The 19,706-nt window shown below is 49.2% G+C and carries 25 protein-coding genes and 1 riboswitch; of the genes, 18 read left to right on the forward strand and 7 right to left on the reverse strand.

Annotation, left to right across the window (positions count from 1 at the left end; all coding sequences use genetic code 11):
- Window position 1 precedes the first annotated feature (1 nt).
- The 16 genes from ACAN56_RS09790 to ACAN56_RS09865 all read left to right on the forward strand — a co-directional run bounded on the left by ACAN56_RS09790 (window position 2) and on the right by ACAN56_RS09865 (window position 9,967).
- Window positions 2-319, forward strand: a complete 318-nt coding sequence (locus tag ACAN56_RS09790) for a phage baseplate plug family protein (protein ID WP_379142374.1) — start codon at window positions 2-4, stop codon at window positions 317-319.
- Window positions 312-1,106: a phage protein gene (locus tag ACAN56_RS09795; RefSeq protein ID WP_379142376.1), complete on the forward strand. Its 795-nt coding sequence runs from the start codon at window positions 312-314 to the stop codon at window positions 1,104-1,106. Before ACAN56_RS09790 ends, ACAN56_RS09795 begins: the two co-directional genes overlap by 8 nt.
- Window positions 1,103-1,510: a Gp138 family membrane-puncturing spike protein gene (locus tag ACAN56_RS09800; protein WP_379142378.1), complete on the forward strand. Its 408-nt coding sequence runs from the start codon at window positions 1,103-1,105 to the stop codon at window positions 1,508-1,510. Before ACAN56_RS09795 ends, ACAN56_RS09800 begins: the two co-directional genes overlap by 4 nt.
- Complete coding sequence (locus ACAN56_RS09805; protein WP_379142381.1) at window positions 1,498-1,863, forward strand: DUF2634 domain-containing protein; 366 nt, start codon at window positions 1,498-1,500, stop codon at window positions 1,861-1,863. The genes ACAN56_RS09800 and ACAN56_RS09805 overlap by 13 nt, the downstream gene beginning before the upstream one ends.
- The gene (locus ACAN56_RS09810; RefSeq protein ID WP_379142385.1) at window positions 1,853-3,028 is read left to right on the forward strand and encodes a baseplate J/gp47 family protein; all 1,176 of its coding nucleotides are present in this window, start codon (window positions 1,853-1,855) and stop codon (window positions 3,026-3,028) included. The genes ACAN56_RS09805 and ACAN56_RS09810 overlap by 11 nt, the downstream gene beginning before the upstream one ends.
- On the forward strand, window positions 3,021-3,662 hold the full coding sequence (locus tag ACAN56_RS09815) for a hypothetical protein (protein ID WP_379142387.1): 642 nt from the start codon (window positions 3,021-3,023) through the stop codon (window positions 3,660-3,662). Before ACAN56_RS09810 ends, ACAN56_RS09815 begins: the two co-directional genes overlap by 8 nt.
- Before the next feature lie 11 nt (window positions 3,663-3,673).
- The gene (locus ACAN56_RS09820) at window positions 3,674-5,944 is read left to right on the forward strand and encodes a pyocin knob domain-containing protein (protein WP_379142389.1); all 2,271 of its coding nucleotides are present in this window, start codon (window positions 3,674-3,676) and stop codon (window positions 5,942-5,944) included.
- Window positions 5,945-5,947: 3 nt separating this feature from the next.
- Window positions 5,948-6,868, forward strand: coding sequence for a hypothetical protein (locus ACAN56_RS09825; RefSeq protein WP_379142391.1), 921 nt, complete (start codon window positions 5,948-5,950; stop codon window positions 6,866-6,868).
- Window positions 6,869-6,887: 19 nt separating this feature from the next.
- Window positions 6,888-7,322: a hypothetical protein gene (locus ACAN56_RS09830; protein WP_379142393.1), complete on the forward strand. Its 435-nt coding sequence runs from the start codon at window positions 6,888-6,890 to the stop codon at window positions 7,320-7,322.
- A 1-nt stretch (window position 7,323) separates the two neighbouring features.
- Window positions 7,324-7,455 carry an XkdX family protein gene (locus ACAN56_RS09835; RefSeq protein WP_379142395.1) on the forward strand — a complete coding sequence of 44 codons (132 nt, stop codon included), beginning with the start codon at window positions 7,324-7,326 and terminating at the stop codon, window positions 7,453-7,455.
- A 71-nt stretch (window positions 7,456-7,526) separates the two neighbouring features.
- A complete protein-coding gene (locus tag ACAN56_RS09840) occupies window positions 7,527-7,805 on the forward strand; it encodes a hypothetical protein (protein ID WP_341119404.1) in 279 nt (92 codons plus the stop codon).
- A 15-nt stretch (window positions 7,806-7,820) separates the two neighbouring features.
- Window positions 7,821-8,081 carry a phage holin family protein gene (locus ACAN56_RS09845; protein WP_341119405.1) on the forward strand — a complete coding sequence of 87 codons (261 nt, stop codon included), beginning with the start codon at window positions 7,821-7,823 and terminating at the stop codon, window positions 8,079-8,081.
- 2 nt (window positions 8,082-8,083) lie between these two features.
- Window positions 8,084-8,716: a lysozyme gene (locus ACAN56_RS09850; RefSeq protein WP_379142398.1), complete on the forward strand. Its 633-nt coding sequence runs from the start codon at window positions 8,084-8,086 to the stop codon at window positions 8,714-8,716.
- 237 nt (window positions 8,717-8,953) lie between these two features.
- Window positions 8,954-9,175, forward strand: a complete 222-nt coding sequence (locus tag ACAN56_RS09855) for a LexA family protein (protein ID WP_379142401.1) — start codon at window positions 8,954-8,956, stop codon at window positions 9,173-9,175.
- A complete protein-coding gene (locus ACAN56_RS09860) occupies window positions 9,168-9,446 on the forward strand; it encodes a hypothetical protein (protein WP_379142403.1) in 279 nt (92 codons plus the stop codon). Before ACAN56_RS09855 ends, ACAN56_RS09860 begins: the two co-directional genes overlap by 8 nt.
- A 131-nt stretch (window positions 9,447-9,577) precedes the next feature.
- A complete protein-coding gene (locus ACAN56_RS09865) occupies window positions 9,578-9,967 on the forward strand; it encodes a hypothetical protein (RefSeq protein ID WP_379142405.1) in 390 nt (129 codons plus the stop codon).
- Window positions 9,968-10,143: 176 nt separating this feature from the next.
- Here ACAN56_RS09865 and ACAN56_RS09870 read toward each other — a convergent pair whose 3' ends face one another.
- The 6 genes from ACAN56_RS09870 to ACAN56_RS09895 form a co-directional block, all read right to left on the reverse strand.
- Entirely contained in the window at window positions 10,144-10,557 is a 414-nt protein-coding gene (locus ACAN56_RS09870; protein WP_379142407.1) for a type II toxin-antitoxin system HicB family antitoxin, read from the reverse strand.
- A gap of 50 nt (window positions 10,558-10,607) precedes the next feature.
- Window positions 10,608-10,823 (reverse strand): type II toxin-antitoxin system HicA family toxin, encoded by a 216-nt coding sequence (locus tag ACAN56_RS09875; RefSeq protein WP_379142409.1) that lies wholly within the window; start codon window positions 10,821-10,823, stop codon window positions 10,608-10,610.
- Between the two features lie 832 nt (window positions 10,824-11,655).
- Window positions 11,656-11,919, reverse strand: coding sequence for a DUF3888 domain-containing protein (locus ACAN56_RS09880; protein ID WP_379142410.1), 264 nt, complete (start codon window positions 11,917-11,919; stop codon window positions 11,656-11,658).
- 25 nt (window positions 11,920-11,944) lie between these two features.
- Window positions 11,945-12,376 carry a hypothetical protein gene (locus tag ACAN56_RS09885; protein WP_038585295.1) on the reverse strand — a complete coding sequence of 144 codons (432 nt, stop codon included), beginning with the start codon at window positions 12,374-12,376 and terminating at the stop codon, window positions 11,945-11,947.
- A 290-nt stretch (window positions 12,377-12,666) separates the two neighbouring features.
- On the reverse strand, window positions 12,667-12,954 hold the full coding sequence (locus tag ACAN56_RS09890) for a phosphatidylinositol kinase (protein WP_342438160.1): 288 nt from the start codon (window positions 12,952-12,954) through the stop codon (window positions 12,667-12,669).
- A 121-nt stretch (window positions 12,955-13,075) separates the two neighbouring features.
- Entirely contained in the window at window positions 13,076-13,981 is a 906-nt protein-coding gene (locus tag ACAN56_RS09895) for a copper amine oxidase N-terminal domain-containing protein (RefSeq protein ID WP_379142411.1), read from the reverse strand.
- 351 nt (window positions 13,982-14,332) lie between these two features.
- On the opposite strand from ACAN56_RS09895, the gene ACAN56_RS09900 reads away from it, so the two are divergent.
- Window positions 14,333-14,755 (forward strand): ASCH domain-containing protein, encoded by a 423-nt coding sequence (locus ACAN56_RS09900; protein ID WP_379142413.1) that lies wholly within the window; start codon window positions 14,333-14,335, stop codon window positions 14,753-14,755.
- A 404-nt stretch (window positions 14,756-15,159) separates the two neighbouring features.
- Here the strand turns inward: ACAN56_RS09900 and ACAN56_RS09905 are convergent, their stop codons facing one another.
- The gene (locus ACAN56_RS09905) at window positions 15,160-15,573 is read right to left on the reverse strand and encodes a YhjD family protein (protein WP_379142415.1); all 414 of its coding nucleotides are present in this window, start codon (window positions 15,571-15,573) and stop codon (window positions 15,160-15,162) included.
- A gap of 624 nt (window positions 15,574-16,197) precedes the next feature.
- Window positions 16,198-16,287, forward strand: a riboswitch (cyclic di-GMP riboswitch).
- An 83-nt stretch (window positions 16,288-16,370) separates the two neighbouring features.
- Between ACAN56_RS09905 and ACAN56_RS09910 the strand changes: the two genes are divergently transcribed.
- Window positions 16,371-19,559 (forward strand): collagen-binding domain-containing protein, encoded by a 3,189-nt coding sequence (locus tag ACAN56_RS09910; protein WP_379142416.1) that lies wholly within the window; start codon window positions 16,371-16,373, stop codon window positions 19,557-19,559.
- The last annotated feature ends 147 nt before the right edge of the window (window positions 19,560-19,706 follow it).

The raw sequence follows: 19,706 nt of genomic DNA on the forward strand, positions 1-19,706 counted from the left end.
AATGGAATACATCGAGATTGAGAAAGAGCTTATTCCATACAGGTTTGATATTTCTATTGCCGAAACCCTGTTCACTTTCGAGGTGCATTACAATCCAGATTGCGATTTCTTCACCGTCGATCTGGAACGGGATGGGGAAACCTTAGTGTACGGGGAAAAGCTAGTATACGGTCAGACGCTCTTTTACGACGTACAGGATAACCGGTTTCCGCGCCTGCCCATTGTGCCGTATGACAAATCAGAAAACAGTATAGCTGTAACATGGGAGACGCTCGGAGTGAGCGTCTTTCTGTATATATGGGATGGTGCAGATGGCTAAACAAAATTTTGGGCGGATTGCGGAGATTATGACCGGAAATATGTCCTTTGCGCTTTCCAAGTACACGATGGAGGGCAGTGTACCATTTGACAATGATGCACTGCCCAATGAGTCGGAGCTAAGGGTCTGGAATCTGGCACAGACCACCATCAACAACATCAAGCGTAACGGGGTGCTCATGCTCAATGCGGGCTATACCGGAGATATTGGCATAATCCTACATGGCCGCATATCCGCCGTCCGCACACGATGGGAAGGCGTAGACAAGGTAACTACCATCAACGTGCTGGACAGTGAGGATCTGAGCAAGCGCGAGGTCACAGAGATTGCCTTTGCTAAAGGTACTCTGGCCAGCGCGATTATAAAGCAGATGGCGGGATATATAGGCTTGCCGGTAGCGCAAATGCAACTTTACCAGGACTACAGATACCAAGAGGGTTACACCGCCAAGGGCAAGGTCACTGATATTATTACGGAGGTGTGTAAGGACTGTCGCACCTCCTGCTTCATCAATCAGAGCAAACTATACGTACGTAATCTCCGCAGCGGCGCGGATGCTGTCTTTGCCCTGTCACCGGATACCGGATTAATCGGCAGCCCGGAGTTTTTCGAGGACAACGGCATCAAGGGATATAAGATTCAAGCGCAGCTGCAACGCCGGATTACAACGGCATCCGTCATTAACCTGACCTGCCGGGAGTTTTCGGGCAGGCTGCACGTTCGCGGTGGTAGCCATAAATTTAGCAATACCGGTGATTTTATCACTGAGGTGGAGGCGGTTTTATGACAAAGATAAATCCCGCTGGTGCGCTGGCCGGGATACTGGAGTCCCACAGGGGGAAGCAGGGAGAAAATATAAACGTAGCAATGCCCTGCAAGGTTGTGGCATTTGATCCGGTTACGCTGCGGGCTGATGTGCAGCCGTTGCTTAAACTGACCAGCGGACAGCCTGCACAGATTATGTCCGTGCCGGTAACCGGACAAAAGGTCAAGTTTAGCCTGGGCGATGGCCTGCAGGAGATTGAGACGATTATGCGCCCGGCGCTGGAGCGGGGCGACGTTGTGTATGTCGTCTTTGCCGACGCTGAGATTAAAAACACGCTCTCCGGTCAAGTAGCTGCCCCGGACACAGGCAGGAAGCACAGCTTGAATGATGCGGTAATCGTGGGGGTGATGCCGTGCAGTCTTTAATGCTGGATGCATCAGGGGATTTGGTGTTCCTGGGCGATGACCTGCAGCTGGTGACCGGACCGGATGAGATTGCACAGTGCTGCAAGTTGGTGCTAGGCACCAATCAGGGGGAGTGGTTCTTAGACCCTGAACTGGGGATAGACTTTTCACGGATTACGGGCAAGGGCGTTACTGCCGATGAAGTGCGTTCCGAATTGACGGTGGGCATGTTGCAAGAGCCGAGGATTACGGAGGTCAATGACGTCGTGGTTACATTTGACCGTTCAAACCGGACAGTGAGCGCAAACATAACGGCCACGGCCATCAACGGAGATGTAATAAAGATTGAGGGGGTTGATACCGTTGTTGGATAGCAAAGGGTTTAAGCGTTTGCGCTTTGACGATCTGCTGGGGCAGATGGAGGACAAGGCCCGGGAAGCATTTGGTGATACGGTAAATACGTCAGCCCGGTCACCGTTGGGCATCATCTTGCGGATATTCGCTTTTTTCTTGGCATCAATTTGGACCATGGCCGAGGACGTATATAACAGCGGATACATTCCCACGGCCACGGGTAACAACTTGGACCGGCTGGGTCCGCAGGTCGGTATTACCCGGACCCTGGCGCAGTGGTCCACCGGAATGCTGACGATTAACGGTACCTCTGGTTATGTCGTTCCGGCTGGCTTTCGTGCGGCTACGGCTGCCGGGGTGATTTTTGAAACGATGGCAGATATAACCTTGACCGGGGGTGTGGCAAAAGTTGCAATCGAGGCGCTGGAAGCTGGGGCATCCGGTAATGTGGCTGCAGGTGCTATTACCGTTGTTGTTAATCCGGTACCGGAGATCACCAACATAACCAATGCTGCATTGGTCACCGGTGGCCGGGAAAAGGAGACAGACGCCGAGTTCCGAAATCGCTTTGACTTATCTGTCGCTGGTGGTGGCGCGGCTTCTGTGGATGCCATTCGCGGGGCACTGCTGCGGATGCCTGCCGTCCGGGCGGCAACCGTCATTGAAAATACCGGCATGACGCCGGACGCTGCCGGACGCCCGCCAAAGTCATTTGAGGCCTATGTGCTGGGTGGAGAAGAGCAGGAGGTTGCTAACGTCATATTTGCGACAAAATCCGGCGGTGTGGAACCATATGGCAAGATCACCAAACAGGTGGAGGATCTGGGCGGGCTGCAGCACACGGTTAAGTTCAGCCGCGCGGCTGAGGTCAATATTAAGGTGTCTGTCAATGTCACCAAGAACGCGCAATATCCTGTTGATGGTGATGATCAGATTCGAGGGGCCATCCTGCGCTATATCGGCGGGGTTGATTCCTCAGGATCTTATTACAACGGTCTGAGCATGGGCAACCCCGTGGTATTTACTCGGTTGATCAGCGCGGTTTATGCGGTTGAAGGTGTTGAAGATGTTACCTTGACCGTGGGCAAGGCTTCCGGCAGCTTGGGCAGCGCTAACGTCGTTATCCAACCGTACGAAGTTGCTCAGACCACGGCGGCAGACATTGAAGTGATTAGCCATGTTTAGCGTCAAGGACATGCTTAAGCGATTTGCGGATACTTACAACAAATCACCGGACAGCAACCTGGGAAAGTTGATCAGTATTCTTCATTCGGAGCTGGCACGGCTAGGAGACACCTTCGAACGTATCCGTGACTGGCGCGATATTGACGCAGCCCAAGGCACGACGCTGGACCGGATTGGCACCAACATTGTGCAATCGAGAGGCGCGGCGACGGATGAAGTGTACCGGGTGTTACTCAAATCCAAGATTGCCCGAAACTTGTCGAAGACGGATGTAAATACAATTATTCGAGTGCTGGCTATTGCACTAGATTGTGAATATAACGACATTCGGATCGTTGAAAAATATGACGATCCATTAGAGCCGGAGCCAGCGGCAATCAACTTAATAAGGGTACCAGTAAGGCGACTAAATGAGGTTGGCATGTCGCCTTTTCAGTTCGCCCGAATCATTCAAAAAACCGTCGCCGCTGGTGTCCGGGTCGCACAGATCGAGTTGGCCGGGACGTTTGCGCTATCCTCACAATACGATGTTTTGGAGACAAGCCCTTTCGGGCTGGCAGATCCAGACATGACTACCGGCGGGGAGCTGGGAGAGGTATACGTTCCCGGTGATGATTATCCATTGCCAATATAGGAGGGATTAGATTGGCAGATTTCAATGAACAACTACCAGAATGGCAAGAGGGTGGGATTGAACCGCCAAACTCAAAGAAAGTTGCGGGATGGGCCGTAAATGATAAACCACCAGCGGGTTGGCTCAACTGGCTTTTTAACAGGACATACAAAGTCCTTGCGGAAATACGATCCGTCATATCCAGTCATAAGGCTGATACATCTGTCCATGTAACAGCGGCCAAACAAGTAGCCTGGGACGCCAAGGAAACAACAGCAGGCGCTCAAGCCAAAGCAGACAACGCTCAGGCTGCTGCTGCCTTAGATGCTACAACTAAAGCTAATGCTGCAAGGGATGCGGCAACACTGGCAGCAGATGCGGCAGCCGACGCAGCAGAGGCAGCGGCAAAGGCTGCGTCAATCCCGACAACCCAAAAGGGCGCGGCTGGTGGTGTGGCTGATCTTGATGCGAACGTTAAAGTGCCAAGGGACAAGACTTATAATTCGCTGGGTGGTCGGGGCGGCATAACAAACCTAGACACGGCCTTCACTGCGGGCATTTGGACAATCTCTCCCGGCGCTATCTCCAGCCCAGACGGGACAGCGTACGGCATCTTAGAGAATATTGTTAGTAACGCAGAAGTTCACAACAACTCTACAAACTGGATTATTCAAGTAGTACGCATGCTTGACGCGAGAGTGTTCTCACGCATAAAGGTGAATCAAGGCGTTTGGGGAACGTGGAATCTTGAGGGTGGCGAGGGTGTATTCAAAACCAAGGGGATTGTAGGCACTGACTATAACGAATATATCCATCCGGGTACTTACCAGATTTACGGAAACATACCAGCTAACGCTCCGCCATTAACAGCACCTTGGGGTATCCTTAACGTCTATATGGGAAGTAACGGTTATATTGTGCAGGAAGCTACACAAACAACCGCACCCTACGGGAAATGGTATCGAACGCGCACAGAAACGGAATGGGGTCCATGGCTCAACGTTGCTGTGCAAAACAGAGCTGTGATATTTGATGGGGTGGATGCAAGAAGTGCCGAAAATTTTAGACTAGCGACCGACGCCCCAAGCACCTACCCCGGAGGAGAAATAGTTTTCTTTGTCAACAATAGCCCGGGATGGCCCGCAGTTTACGGCACTGTTGTTTCAGTCAGGGGTAACGATAGGGTAGGGGCTACCGCAGTCACTCAGTATTTTTATCCGTATAATATATCTGCCCCAATTAAGTACCGTCAAGCGCTATACGGCAGCGACACATGGGGCGAATGGAAAACCAATCTCACAAATTCTGATGCTGCCGGATTTGCTAAGACAGTAGGTATTCAAAACTTTGGAAATTCTGCAGGGCCAATTAGTACGGCACAATTTGTTGATACGCTCGCTGGTTTGGGTGCGTTCAGCAACGAGGGATATTGGAGTGGGCGGGGGAACTGGTCATACGCAGCTAATAAATATATAGCAGATTCTGGCTTTGGAAACATCCCACTAGCTGGGGCTTTCATTGAAGTTATTGGGGCTTCATCGTACCACACGATAAGGGTAACGACCGCTACAACTTCAGATGTGCCAAATGCTGCAACATCATCAGAGTTCATCTATGTAAACAACGGACCTACTTATAGCCCCGGATGGCGGAAGAGCTGGAACAGCGCAAATGATGCAAATCTAATGACAGCAAGAGATTTACCAAGTACGAACTTAAATGACGCGATTGTTCCGGGAACATACCTCTTAGCAGCGAATAACGCATACACAAATGGTTCGGGCTTGGATTGGTGTCTGATGAATGTATACCGCAACACTGCGGGGTATGTCGTACAAGAGGCGGTTCAAGTCACTGGACAAAACAGAAGATACAGAACAAGATCGGAAAATACTGCAGCTTGGACAGAGTGGATGATTGTTATCACCGCCCCTGTATCTACTGGTAAAGCGTGGCAAATTGCAAATAATCGTCAAGTAGTTAAATCCGCATATCTTAGTACGACTTCTGCACAGACAATTGCAACTTATACCACTGGAGCTACAACAACCGCTGTAACTGTAAAAGTGAGTCTGATAACTGATGCGCTTAGAACTGTAGCTATTTCAATTTCATATATAGATTCCTTGGGTAACGCTAGGACCTATACAGTTTTACCGGCAACTCAAATGGCGGCGAATGATTACCAATTTATATCCCCAACGTTTATCTGCAGAAATGCTAGCACTATTAGTGTTATAGGACAGACACCATCAGCTGGTGGAAATGCTTGGGTATCAGCCGTAATTACAGAGGAGGGCTAATTAATGGTTTTATATGTACCAGGTACTGCTGATCCGGCGCACGTTGTCGCCGGACAGTATTTTACCTCAAAAACTAACTATAACGTTCAGGGTACGTTACCAGTTAAGACAGACTGGAATGGAGACGGCACAAGTGCAAATCATCACCTAGCCAAAGATATTTCAGCAATCCCCGGAACACTATGGCTAAGACCTGTAAATCCAGCAGATCCAATTACGGGCTTTCAAGGAGATGTGTGGATACAGAAAAATGAACCGAATTTAAATCCCGCATACTGGAGATCGGACGTGACTATGTTCGGCCTACAGGGCGGCATTCCTGTTCGCGGAGCTGGTGGAGTGGTGACACCTGGACCTGTACCGCAGATAAAAGCGGCAGGGTATTGGTCTGACGATATTACCATTGCTGCTGTATCTGTCCCGGCTGGAAGCGTGCGGTCAGGTGTTACGATTGCAGGCACTGCCGGGGCACTGCCCGTGCAAGCTACAGGTCCGCAGACAATCACTCCAGGCACATCTAACATCGTAAAAGGTCCCGGTATCTATGATGGAGCTATTACAATTGCCGGGTCACCGGACGGCATTGCATCTAATATAAGGCAAGACAAGGTAATAAACGGTGTCAGAGGAACTTTGGTAGAAGGCAAGCGCTCGGCCACAGGAACATTCGTAGACGATGGTACACCACATACCGTAAACGGACTAGGATTTACACCCGCTTCAGTAGAGGTTGCTTTTAGCAATGGTAGCAACCACACACGTACAGGTTATTCATATGGACAGTGGTACGCTTGTGTAACAAACTCAAATCAAACCCAACCAATGTCTACAAATTTTAACCAAAATTCAGTTTTTGCCGGGGGTTTTACCGTTGCGGTACCGTTTGGTGTTGGATATACAATCACATGGCGGGCAGTTGAATAAAAAATAGGAGGTCATTAAGATGGAAATCGGAAGAAAAATATATTTTGATAAAGCGACGGGAAATGTAATTCTTGATACTGGTGAAAAAGTCGGTGATGTTGTTAAAACAACACGCGAGCAAGATTTTGCATCTTTCAAAGTGCTAACTGAACGCGTAGAGGAAACGGTAGGAATGATTGAATTAGAGTTCGGTCAATACGCTACTGAGTTTCTTGAGTCACGGTTTCGGTTTCGCGTGAATCCAGAAACGGAGGAACTGGAGTTTTTCTACGGCCCCCTTGATCCAGTAGAAACACCAGTCTATCAGAAGCCACTCACGGAGCGGATGGCAAATACGGAAGCAGAGACTGCGGGAATGGCTTTGGAGCTTGCTCAGACTCAGGCACGACTCGATCAGTCCGAGCGGGATCAAGCATCACTACTCCTGAGCCTCGTGGAAGGAGGTGTTATCTAATATGGATTGGTACGCACTGATTAAGCGACATTTCGACGCTGGCCGTTATACCGTTGAGCAGGTCCAAGTATTTGTGGCTGCAAAGAAGATTACAGAAGATCAAGCTAAAGAGATTAAAACGAGCGCCGCATAGTAGGCGTTTTTATTTTGCCCTCGGAGCCGATCCGGGGGTTTTTACGTTGAGGGGAGAGCGGGGGAACGGGAGTGGAGATAACAACAATCACAGCAATAGTCGCAGCAATAAGCGGAGTTGTCCTTGGGTGGGTGACTAGGACATCAGCGTTTAAAAAGGATGTGGCTCAAGAGGCCGGGAGTGGTGCAGCCTTGCGTACAGACGTTGAGTACATCAAGCATGGCGTTGATGATGTCCGGTTTGAGTTAAAGGATCAGGTAAGGAGATTTGATGCGCTGACAGAGCGAGTGACGAGGGTTGAAGAGTCAGCCAAGCAAGCACATAAGCGGATAGACAAAATTGAGGAATAAGGGAGAGGGAAAATTATGGAATGGAATACAGTGGCTAACTTTATTAAGCCAGAATTGCTTATCGTCGTGGTGGCATGTTGGGTGGTCGGTTACATCCTGAAGCAGACGCCGCGGGTGCCGGACTGGACGATCATCTATGTGGTCACGCTGGTGGCCCTATTTGCTGTCTGCTTCACATTGGGCTTTACTCCTGAGAGCATCCTGCAAGGTATCCTCTGCGGCGCTGTCGCGGTATACGGAAACCAATTGGTCAAGCAGGCCAAAAAGGGGGAATAAAGATGAGCCGTAAAATATCGCAAGTGGGAATTAAGTTCATCAAGTCGTTTGAGGGCTGCAGGCTCAAGGCTTACAAGCCTGTGCCAACGGAAACCCATTACACTATTGGTTGGGGCCACTACGGACCTGACGTTCAATCAGACATGACCATTACGCAGGCACAGGCTGACAGCATGCTGGTCGCCGACCTTGCCAAATATGAGGGATACGTTAACAACTCTAATTACGTGCCGGTTACAGCGCAGCTTAATCAAAACCAATTTGATGCGCTGGTGAGCTTTTGCTATAACTGCGGAAACGGTAGCTTAAAAAAGCTTTGCGCAGGCCGGACAATAGCGGAGATTTCCCAAAATATCACGAAGTACAACAAGGGCGGGGGGAATGTCCTGGCCGGACTCGTGCGCCGGCGACAGGAAGAACTGGAACTATTCAACAAATCTATTGAGACCGAACCGGTCAAGGGGGAAAACACTTTGGAATTAACAAACTATCAATGGAACACACTGCGCGCTCAAGTTAAGGTACTGCTGGATTCAGGTACGATTAAGGATACGGCTTGGTTGGAAAAGATCGACAATAAGACGCTGACAACATCAGAGCTTGCTTGGCTGACATTTACTGTTGCCAAAAAGTAAAGAGTGGATTCCCAAGCGTTTGGGATTTTGGTTTACAAGTTATCCCTATAATGATAATCTGACTTTACACGGATCGGAAGCACCGGAACGCGCAGTCCGAAAGCATCGGTAAAAGCCCGTCTGCCTATAAATGGTCGACGGGCTTTTTTTGCGTTTAATGACAGTTTGAACCATTGCTTAAAAATCCCTTATTCGGTTATAATACAAACAAATGTTCTTATGTTTGGGGGTGCTATCTTGATAAACGAATTAACAAAGCGGGAACAGGATGCTTTGAGCGCAATAATTACCCTCTCTGATCGGTTAAAGTTTTCACCGACTGTCAAAGAAATCGCGGAAGAGATGGGGCTGTTATCGACATCAACGGCATTTATGTACATTGAGCGACTTGAGAAAAAGGGATACATCGAAAGAAAAGAAAGTTCTCCCCGGGCGCTGAAGGTAATCCGTCATGCTTGACGATACCCCACGCAAGTTACTGCTTATCATAACCCATTATCAGCGACACTTTGGCAGTCTCCCTGGTATGCCGGAGCTGGAGAGATTGAGCGGACGAACACCGGTACCGATCAAAGAAGGGCTGTCGGTGCTTGCCAGAGAAAACTACATCCAGTGGCAACCGGACATGCCGCCAGAGAGGGCCGTAATCATTGAGGGTTGGGAACGGGATAACCCATCCCATCAAGCGGATCAGCGGGGAGGCAATACGGATTACTGGAACTACTATTGATTTCGGATTATCAAGCGTTTGGGAATAAGAAAAGCCCCCCAGTTTGACTTTACAGGGGCTTACTTTTTTATCCTATCCTACCGATAACATTTATAGTAAAATATTCATCAAAAATATGTTTGGGGGATAACATGAGGAAAATTAATATTGGAATCCTGTTGCTTTTATTGCTTCTGGTGACTGCATGCTCAAGTTCAAAAAGTATTGAAGGTAATTGGCAGAGAGATGATGATAGTAAATATAGCGGGATGCAAATATCTCTGGAGAAGCTTGATAATGGTAATTATCGAGCAAAGGTCACCAAAGCGGATGAAGAAGGGGTTTTTGCAGAAGGAAATGTTAAATGGCGTGATGTGAAGAAGGTGAAGGAAAATGAGTTTGATCTTTATGATCTAGGGGATGCCGGTCAGTCGTATGAAATGACCTTAACCTATAAGGCTGGTGAAGACGAACTGTCCTTGCAATCCTTCGATAACAAAGGCGAAGAGGGGTCTTCACAAAAATGGACACGGGTCAAATAGGTAATCTTACCTCCGCTATTAGAGCGGAGTTTTTTTCTTTGTAAGAACATTAAAAATAAAGTCCAGCCATGCGCGGCCATCTCCTATCTGGTTCCCGCGACTCACTCCCCAAATGTGGAGGGTGAGTTTCGGCCGGTTCCCTTCCGGCCATCATCAGGCGGGCAGTTCAATTGCCATTATTGGCTGTTTGCTTCGATGCGAAGTGCTTCTTTAACTGCGTTTTGCAGCAATAAAGAATAATTCAATCCTGCAGCATCACCTGCGTCACGCATCCATTTTGGAATTGAACAATTCTTAGTTACTGACTTGTTAGCGGCTGCGTCCTTATACGGGGGCAGAAATACATCTACGAAGACAATTCGGTCTGTAGCGTCTTCAAGCTCTATATGATCAGGAAGAGAAGGTAAGGGGAAAGTTTCTCCTTTTTCCTCCAACTCCAGAAGACGGAAGGCAAGTAATTCCTTCGCGCGCCAAATGCCATCAGCCAAATTTTTCGGGATAATCGCAGTACCGGGGAAGTCAGGGAAATACATACCAATGCCGCCGTCTTCTGCTTGTTCAATGACTACAGGATATACATGGGTACTCAAATCATCACGCTCCTTTAAATTAAAGAGGCAAGCGGAGGGGAAAGCCGGGGTTAAAACTCAACCCCGGAAGTCCGTTCTATGTTCTTGAGTGTCCCCTTCGGAATGGAGCGCCCGCCTGCATGGGCGCTAACATCAGCATATCGGGTTGGGTCTGTCAGGTGTATGTACCGTTGATGACTGGTGCCTTTCCCGTGGTTCGGTGAAGGTCTGAACCCTGCTTCCCGAAGGGCTTGGATAACTTCTCGGACTGTTTTTTGTTTTCCCATCGCTTACCTCCTTTCTATATTCTTATTATAACACGCATTATATTGCGCGTCAATAAATAAATGCGCAATATAATGCGTGCTGTGATGGGTTAGGTGGAGTAACTCCACTGTATAAGCTATACCTATCATTGGAATGGGGGACATTATAGGGATTGTCAAATATCACTGATAACTTGGACTTCTACCATTTTTTCTACCGTCATGAGAAACCATAACAATACTAATAGAACCTTGTACGCACCGGAACGCTCAAACTATAACGAATAGAACCTAATAAATACCTATGAAACCCATGTGTTCCGCACTCGTAATGCGTAGGCCGGGGGTTCAATTCCCTTCACCAGCATCCTTAATAACTCAATCATGGCGCGGCTTTCCGGATTTCGGAGGCTGCGCTTTTTTGTTGCAGTTTCTGATTAAAGGAATTATGTTCATCTGATTATTTAGTCTCAATTTTTTTCTTTTTCTCTTCTATAAGTTGCTTTACGGGATACAGTTCATGTAGTTACCAGTTAGAATAATAATGTTAGGCTCTTTATTATCTCTTGCGTCCTCTACAATCGTACATGATGAAGTTAGAGCTACTACACAAATCATGAATACAATAGTCATATTTTTTTCATCTTGTATGCCCCGCTTATTCTGAATGATTAAATAATACTCCAGTTATAGAGATCACGAACAGTCGAATGGGTTCTTGGGGAATTCAGAATGATCCTTTGTGAGGGTATCCACTCCGGCCTTGAATGTCCTCATCCCACCAGCCCAGAGCAAGAGGCTCTGGATCAGTGGGTACCTGGTTGATTTTTATCTTTGATCCTTGTGTTGGTAATCAATCACCATGCGGACCCACAAAAGTTTTGACCTTGACAGTTACGTTGAACAAGAACCCGCCCTTTTGTACACGTTCGATTTTTATGATCTCTGCATCATACAGTCCGTATTGCCGTGGAGAGCCAAAATATCCGTTTACTGCATTTTGGATCGCTGGGTTTAGTGCAGTAAGTAGAGTGTCTTTGCATAACTGTTCCTTCTCTTCCGGATCGGCGCTGACGCCAGGTTCCAGTAAGAGGCTACACATCAGTAAAGTGACCATTGAGAATTTCTTCAAGAGCTAAGCGCTAGTCTGAATAAGCACACCCATTAAAACTTTCAGGTCCGACACGGTTAACGTTTACAGTGCTGTTCACAAATAAGGAATAGATGATCTCATCTGCTGGAGCGGGATTGTAGTCAGAGCCTATTAAGTAAAGCGGGAACAAATTAGTAGGTGTTGTTGCACCGGGATTTAACTGAAGCCGGTTTGAAGCAACTATGGGATCGGTAGCTGCACTCCCCCTAACCACAAACAGGTTTAACGTGATAAATCCTCCTGAAAACACAAAAAAAGTTGCGACGCCATTGAACTGTACCCTAATAGGGCCCTGAGATCCGGCAGTGGTTAATCCAATCTGGCCAATTAATACATTTTGGTTTGCTGTCAATCCTGCGCCATTCATGCTGCCGGCAATGCTAGCGTTTTGAGAAGTCCGAGCATCGAGTAAACGTGTCATATATCTAGCCTCCCATAGTTTTTGAGATATGGTATGCAGCTATTCCGAAGAGTTCGTCCGCAGGGAGGCAATCATTTAGAGACGGCTGGCCGCCAAGAGTTGTAATACATCCTTCACTAGCTTGTCTCATTGGGAACTGCGGGATTATGGCGGTCAGGATGAATGAGTAAACGGATTCCAGAGTGGGCCAATATGTAGAAATTGCACAGCGGGGGATAGCGGTTATACAGCGGCAGTTATTTTGAGGGGCTGGCAAAGGCGAAGGGAGGGGAATTCCCTCCCTCCTGTCATCAAATAAAAAACGGGAGTAAGAACAAAGCAGTAATGGCGCCAAAAGGGATCCGTCTCTGGATAAAGCGGCGTCTGGGGAAAAAACCTGGATGGAAACCGAATTGTCTGTAGGTAGAGTTTTGCGCGGGCATACCCTGAAACATCTCGTTTGTGGGAATAGCAAGAGTAACGAAATCCTGGTCTACATGGGCAATAAACCCATCATGAGACTGACCATCCGTAGTAGTTACACCAACGTACTTATTCATGCAACTCCAAGCGACTTGTTGATAATTATTTGCTTCCATAAAATAATACCTCCTCAGATAAATACATCCTGACAACAGTCTATGGACTATAACCTACATTGTTGACGGCGAATGCCCATTAATTATTATTTGATGTATTACATTCTTAAGGAGGGAATGTTCATTGATTTTCTTCTTTGAAATTAACGATAATGTCACTCAATTGTTTAGGGTTTACAACCTTATGAGAGAACTCTACCGACCCATCCGCACCAATAATTCCATATTCTCCTTCATCATAAGGGAATATTCTATCTTCAAAGTAGATGAGCCTGGACGTTAATTTTGGTTGCTCCCCCCAGAGGGTATCTATGCCTGTACCCAAAAATTTGGCCAAAGGACTAGATGAGTTTTCCTGAGTCTTAGCCGACATCTGACCTTCCCAAACAAGGCTCATGTATCCATTCTTCAACTCGTAATAATAAATGCTATCGCTGTGTAGGAAATACCACTTAGAATAGTCATTTTCAGTGTAAATAAAACTAGTCATAGGGCCTTCCGGATGCACAGTGGAATAGTAAAATTGAACCCGCGGCAAACCAATGACGGCTAACCTTGCTTTAGCCAGATCGCCGCTGTTCAATTCTTTCTGAATCTCCGGATTTGGAGAAATAATCACAATACCGTTATTCTTCGAATCCCAATGAACAAGCGTTCCGAAACTTCCGCTCATGAACCGTAACGGGACATAAACGGTGTTTTTTTCAACAAAAGGCGGCGTATCTAATTCTAGTTTTTTCTCATTTATCCTCGCAGCACCGCTGCCGACGGCAAGGCTCAATGTGTCCGAAGTATGCGGGTCAACAACCAAAACCGTTTTGGATCTGCTGTTCCAGGTCACCTTATAACCCAAAGACTGCGCAGTGCGAATAGGAACATAACTCACGTTCTTCCTGACCAAAGGAGAAGGTAACTCATCCTGTACCGCCCCGTTTACATTTAGTTTTAGGGGGTTAGCAGCATTCGCTGTACCGCCGATTGAAAAGATAAACAATACAGTAAAAAACAAAAATAATGTTTTTTTCAAGTTGATCCATCCTTTTCTTTTTTTAGTTAGACTTGCTGATTTGGAAAAAGTTGCAGCACCAAGTGAAGCCGGGGCCTTAACCTTGGAGTAGGCAGCCAGCCATCTAACATTTCTTCTACCGTCGAGAGGAACTTTACAAAACCTTATTGAACCTTATAATGAGTAGTGAAGCGCCGCAAAGATCATACAGAACCTAATTGAACCTTACAGATAGGTGTGGGTTACGCTCATAATGCTTAAGCCGGGGGCAATTTCCTTCACCAGCATCTCAAAAAAACTATATGCGGCGCGGTTTTCCGGATTCCCGGTGGGCTGCGCCTTTCCTTTGTTGCAGAGAGGGGGCAGAATGTTATGCGATGCCTGACTATACGGCAGCCTTGGGCGACGCTCGTTGCTCTTGGTGAAAAATCATTCGAGACCCGTTCCTGGAGAACGGCTTACCGGGGTGAAATCGCCATTCATGCCGGTTTGAAGATTGATAAGGCAGTATGCTTACGGGAGCCTTTCCGATCGGTGCTCGCCCGTCATGGTCTTACAGCGGACAATTTGCCTGCCGGAGCGATTGTAGCGACAGGATCGCTGATAAACTGTTATGAAGTTACAGCTGGTATGGCTGAAGAAGGCTGGCCCTACGGCAGCGAATATATCTTTGGAGATTATAGGGAGGGACGGTTTGCCTGGGAACTGACGGGGGTCACTCCGCTTGAGGACAACATTCCGGCCAAAGGCCGACTGGGCTTCTGGGAGCATCCTGTTCTGCAAAGAAAGCGGTGAAGCGCTTATGGAATTTCAGACCGGCAAGTCTAACTGGATAGACGGAAAATGTTATGACAGTACCGGCGGTTCGGTGAAATATAGGTATGAATGGGATGCTGTCCGGGTATCTTTTTAAATATAGGGCTTTGTGTATCTTATCTCTGCCGGAGCCAATCAGGTGTTCAGGAAGGAGCGTATGCATAGGAAATGGGCAGTCTTCTTATTGCGTGGCTTTGCATGTTATGTTTATTTCTTACGTTTAAGGATAAGGTAAGCCGGAGAATTCTATATCCCGTGGCGCTGGTAGTTATTTTCGGCACATTGGGTTATTGGAAGGTTTTAATGTAATCTATAGCGGGTACTTTACAGGTCTTGCCGACTCCCATGGCGAGGCCTGTTTTTATTCTTCAACGCACCAAAGGCTATAGGCTTGCTTGAGGGCCGGATTTGTTTTTGTACTGTTCCTCATAGCTGTGGTAGCCGGAGATATCGAGTCCCAGGTATTTGCGCATATGGATAGCGGCCTGTGCAGCGATGACGTCATCCAGCAGCAGCATCCGTTCATGATATCCCCGGCATATAAATTTGGCCTCGATGCCGACCTGGAGCCGCTGCTGTTCATAGACCTTAACTCCGCGTTTCCTCATTTCGGCGCGCACATCCCTCAGATCGGCAGTAGCCGCATTCGCAGCAGTACGGAGAACATCCATGTATGGGGCGGGGGTCCGCAGTTGTGTCGACATAATGGCTGAATCCCGTTCAAAGGCTGATAAAATCAGCGGAAGCAATATATAGGATTTGACCAGTGTATTATCGTTACTCTCCGCTCTATGCATAAATTCAATCACCTCTAATAAGAACGTATATTCGTATTTTAACCGATTATTCAAAAATTAATCAATGGAATTTCTAAACAACTGAAACAATGTGACATAATTCACAAAATAATTATAAGAATTATTTTATATTAAAATTGAAATAATAAATATTGAAAAATAAAGCTCATTGATAAGGAGAATTGTGATGAATTATGAGGGAAGTCTCCGCCGCGGGTTGTTGTTCGGGTTGTTTCTAAGTGTTCCACTATGGATGTCCATGATCGGCTGGGTTCAGCTGTTATAAAATATACAAATTCTAAGTCCGGCTGTTGCCCGCTGACTTGTGTAAAATTGACAATGACTAAAAACTGCTGCCAAGAGCTGGCGACAGTTTTTTTGCCGTTTCGACATAAGTTGAAAAGTGGTTCGAATATACTAATTTTTAATATTGAAAATTTGTTTTATATGATCGGTAAATACAACGAAACCCTTATGTGATGCGGGATTGAGGACTTTTTAAGAGAATCTATCAAAAAAAATAAGGAATAGATTGACAAACGGAGGGGTGAAGAGATAGACTGATTCTAGTCCGAAAGTAACAAAAGTCATAGACTACATAGAATACAACTGTTACCAACTTCTCATGTATAATCGCAAACCGTTCGAAAGAGCGGGACGCAAAGTCAGGAATCTACAGCACTCTAAAGGTGCCATGATCGTCCGGCCGCCATGAAGCTAACCCTTCTTGGCGGTCTTTTTGTTGTTACGGGCTAATCTGTGCATTCATAGAATAGTTACATAGGAGGTGCATATCGTTGTTGAAGAAAAAATCATTAGCCTTGATTCTGACGGGGATTTTAACCATCGGCAATATGCTTCATCCGGGGATCAATGCAGAGGCGGCGGCAAGTATGCCGTACACCCCAACACCGGTGCTGGGAGTCGCCGGGAATTTCAATGCCTTTATCTTTGGAGATTTCTCGCAAAGCAATGACCAGATTCACGGACGGCTTGCTGCTGCAGGGAATATTACTCTTCAGGGATATGGAGTATCCAAGGATGCTGTGGGCGGAGATGTGCTTATCGCCGGCAAAGACATCGACTTTTCAAATGGAACAGTTTATGGCACCTCTGTGTATGGAGGCAGCATGAAAAGTTCAGGAGCTGATCTTAAAGGAGGTACGCGGCAGGACCATCCGATCGATTTTCAAGCTGAGGAGCAATTTTTGATTCAGCGTTCGAGTGAACTCGCTGCTCTGAAACAAACGCAGCCCTTTGTCAGAGATGGAGGGGAAATGACGATTAACGCTCCGGATTCCTTTAATGTCATTCATTTGACTGCTGCGGATTTGGCGGTTACCAACGGTCTCCAGTTCAACATTGCAGGAAATGCCACGGTAATTATCAATGTAAGCGGGAATAAGGTCGTCATTCCGGATTTTCAAATGTGGAACGGCAAACCTCACAATGTGCTGTTCAACTTCTACGAAGCTTCTTCTGTAGCAAATGGCAACACAACCATTGAAGGCACCATGTTAGCGCCTCATGCCTTTGTGGCATTCAGCCGAGCTGAGCTGCATGGTACCCTTATTGCAAAAGGATTCAGCGGTTATATTCAGATGCATCATCATACCTTTGAGGGAACGGTGCCGCCAGTCGGGCCGACACCAACACCGACACCAACACCAACACCGACGCCGATACCGACGGCGACACCGACACCAACGCCGATACCGACGGCGACGCCAACACCGACGCCGATACCGACACCAACACCAACACCAACGCCGATACCGACGCCAACACCGACGCCGATACCGACACCAACACCGACACCAACACCAACACCAACACCAACACCAACACCGACGGCGACGCCAACACCGACGGCGACGGCGACGGCGACACCGACACCAACGCCGATACCGACGGCGACGCCAACACCGACGCCGATACCGACACCAACACCAACACCAACGCCGATACCGACGCCAACACCGACGCCGATACCGACACCAACACCGACACCAACACCAACACCAACACCAACACCAACACCGACGGCGACGCCAACACCGACGGCGACGGCGACGGCGACACCGACACCAACGCCGATACCGACGGCGACGCCAACACCGACGCCGATACCGACACCAACACCAACACCAACGCCGATACCGACGCCAACACCGACGCCGATACCGACACCAACACCGACACCAACACCAACACCAACACCAACACCAACACCGACGGCGACGCCAACACCGACGGCGACGGCGACGGCGACACCGACACCAACGCCGATACCGACGGCGACGCCAACACCGACGCCGATACCGACACCAACACCAACACCAACGCCGATACCGACGCCAACACCGACGCCGATACCGACACCAACACCGACACCAACACCAACACCAACACCAACACCAACACCGACGGCGACGCCAACACCGACGGCGACGGCGACGGCGACACCGACACCAACGCCGATACCGACGGCGACACCGACACCAACGCCGATACCGACGGCGACGCCAACACCGACGCCGATACCGACGGCGACGCCAACACCGACGGCGACACCAACGCCGACACCGACACCAACGCCGACACCGACACCAACGGCGACGCCAACACCGACGTCGACGCCAACACCGACGGTGACACCGACAGCAACGCCAACGGCGACGCCGACGCCGACACCAACACCGGTGCCGACACCGGTGCCAACACCGACGGCGACGCCAACGCCAACGCCGGTACCAACGCCGACACCAACACCGACGGCGACACCGACGCCAACGCCAACGCCGGTACCAACGCCTACACCAACACCGACGGAGACACCAACGCCGGTACCAACGCCAACACCGACGGCGACACCGACACCAACGGCGACGGCAACGCCAACGCCGACACCAACAGCGACGGCGACACCAACGCCGACGCCAACACCGACGGCGACACCAACGCCAACACCGGTGCCGACACCAACGCCGACGGCGACACCGACACCAACAGCGACGGCGACACCAACGGCGACGGCGACACCGACGCCAACGCCGACGCCAACACCAACGCCAACACCGGTGCCGACGCCAACACCTACACCAACGCCAACGCCGGTACCGACACCAACACCAACACCAACACCAACACCAACAGTGACGCCGACACCAACAGCGACGCCGACACCAACACCGGTGCCGACACCAACACCAACAGCGACGCCGACACCAACAGCGACGCCGACACCAACGCCGACACCAACACCGGTGCCGACACCAACGCTAACACCGGTGCCGACACCAACGCCGACACCAACGCCAACACCGGTGCCGACACCGGTACCAACACCGGTACCAACGCCGTTGCCAACGGTAGAACCAACGCCAGCGCCGACGAGCGTAGCGCCAACAGTAGACCCGACGCCAGCACCGTCGAGTGTAGTGCCAACGGTTGACCCGACGCCAGCGCCGACGAGTGTAGCGCCAACGGTTGACCCAACGCCAGCGCCGACAAGTGTAGCGCCAACGGTAGACCCAACGCCAGCTCCGACGAGCGTAGCGCCAACGGTAGACCCGACACCAGCGCCGACGAGTGTAGCGCCAACGGTTGACCCGACGCCAGCGCCGACGAGTGTAGCGCCAACGGTTGACCCGACACCAACGCCGACACCAACGGTGATTGGTACGAATGACGATCAGGAGATTACGATTGATGAGGATCCGCTGCCTTTGGGCCCTGTGACCATATCTTCGCCTGTGCAGCCAACGCCGGAGACTACTCCAGCGACGGTCCCAGTACCTGCTTCGGTACCGGATGAAGAGATTATTCTTGATGAAGAAATTCCGCTGGGGCCAGTGGATCCAGCCGAGAGTCTGCCGCAGACGGGCGAAGCCAGCCCGGCACCTTATTATATTACCGGTCTCGCTATTGCCGGAGTAGGTCTGCTGCTGAGCAGAACGGCAAAAACCAGCAGACGAAAACGCTGAGGCTTTCATTGAATCACACTCGGGCCAATAGCAGTCTAGACGCCATGTTCTAAATATAACCAAGGCCGCTTTCGGGAGAGACAATCCCCGGAAGCGGCCTTTTTATAGGGTGTTTCCTACGTTTTCAGGGTTATTATACAACAATCG

It is taken from the genome of Paenibacillus paludis, assembly GCF_042610515.1.
GTDB lineage: Bacteria > Bacillota > Bacilli > Paenibacillales > Paenibacillaceae > Paenibacillus_AQ.

Coding starts and splice junctions, on each gene's coding strand:
- ACAN56_RS09790 (WP_379142374.1), top strand. CDS start 2: ATGGAATACATCGAGATTGAGAAAGAGCTTATTCCATACAGGTTTGAT.
- ACAN56_RS09795 (WP_379142376.1), top strand. CDS start 312: ATGGCTAAACAAAATTTTGGGCGGATTGCGGAGATTATGACCGGAAAT.
- ACAN56_RS09800 (WP_379142378.1), top strand. CDS start 1,103: ATGACAAAGATAAATCCCGCTGGTGCGCTGGCCGGGATACTGGAGTCC.
- ACAN56_RS09815 (WP_379142387.1), top strand. CDS start 3,021: ATGTTTAGCGTCAAGGACATGCTTAAGCGATTTGCGGATACTTACAAC.
- ACAN56_RS09825 (WP_379142391.1), top strand. CDS start 5,948: ATGGTTTTATATGTACCAGGTACTGCTGATCCGGCGCACGTTGTCGCC.
- ACAN56_RS09830 (WP_379142393.1), top strand. CDS start 6,888: ATGGAAATCGGAAGAAAAATATATTTTGATAAAGCGACGGGAAATGTA.
- ACAN56_RS09835 (WP_379142395.1), top strand. CDS start 7,324: ATGGATTGGTACGCACTGATTAAGCGACATTTCGACGCTGGCCGTTAT.
- ACAN56_RS09845 (WP_341119405.1), top strand. CDS start 7,821: ATGGAATGGAATACAGTGGCTAACTTTATTAAGCCAGAATTGCTTATC.
- ACAN56_RS09850 (WP_379142398.1), top strand. CDS start 8,084: ATGAGCCGTAAAATATCGCAAGTGGGAATTAAGTTCATCAAGTCGTTT.
- ACAN56_RS09860 (WP_379142403.1), top strand. CDS start 9,168: ATGCTTGACGATACCCCACGCAAGTTACTGCTTATCATAACCCATTAT.
- ACAN56_RS09865 (WP_379142405.1), top strand. CDS start 9,578: ATGAGGAAAATTAATATTGGAATCCTGTTGCTTTTATTGCTTCTGGTG.
- ACAN56_RS09875 (WP_379142409.1), bottom strand. CDS start 10,823: ATGGGAAAACAAAAAACAGTCCGAGAAGTTATCCAAGCCCTTCGGGAA.
- ACAN56_RS09880 (WP_379142410.1), bottom strand. CDS start 11,919: ATGGTCACTTTACTGATGTGTAGCCTCTTACTGGAACCTGGCGTCAGC.
- ACAN56_RS09885 (WP_038585295.1), bottom strand. CDS start 12,376: ATGACACGTTTACTCGATGCTCGGACTTCTCAAAACGCTAGCATTGCC.
- ACAN56_RS09890 (WP_342438160.1), bottom strand. CDS start 12,954: ATGGAAGCAAATAATTATCAACAAGTCGCTTGGAGTTGCATGAATAAG.
- ACAN56_RS09900 (WP_379142413.1), top strand. CDS start 14,333: ATGCGATGCCTGACTATACGGCAGCCTTGGGCGACGCTCGTTGCTCTT.
- ACAN56_RS09905 (WP_379142415.1), bottom strand. CDS start 15,573: ATGCATAGAGCGGAGAGTAACGATAATACACTGGTCAAATCCTATATA.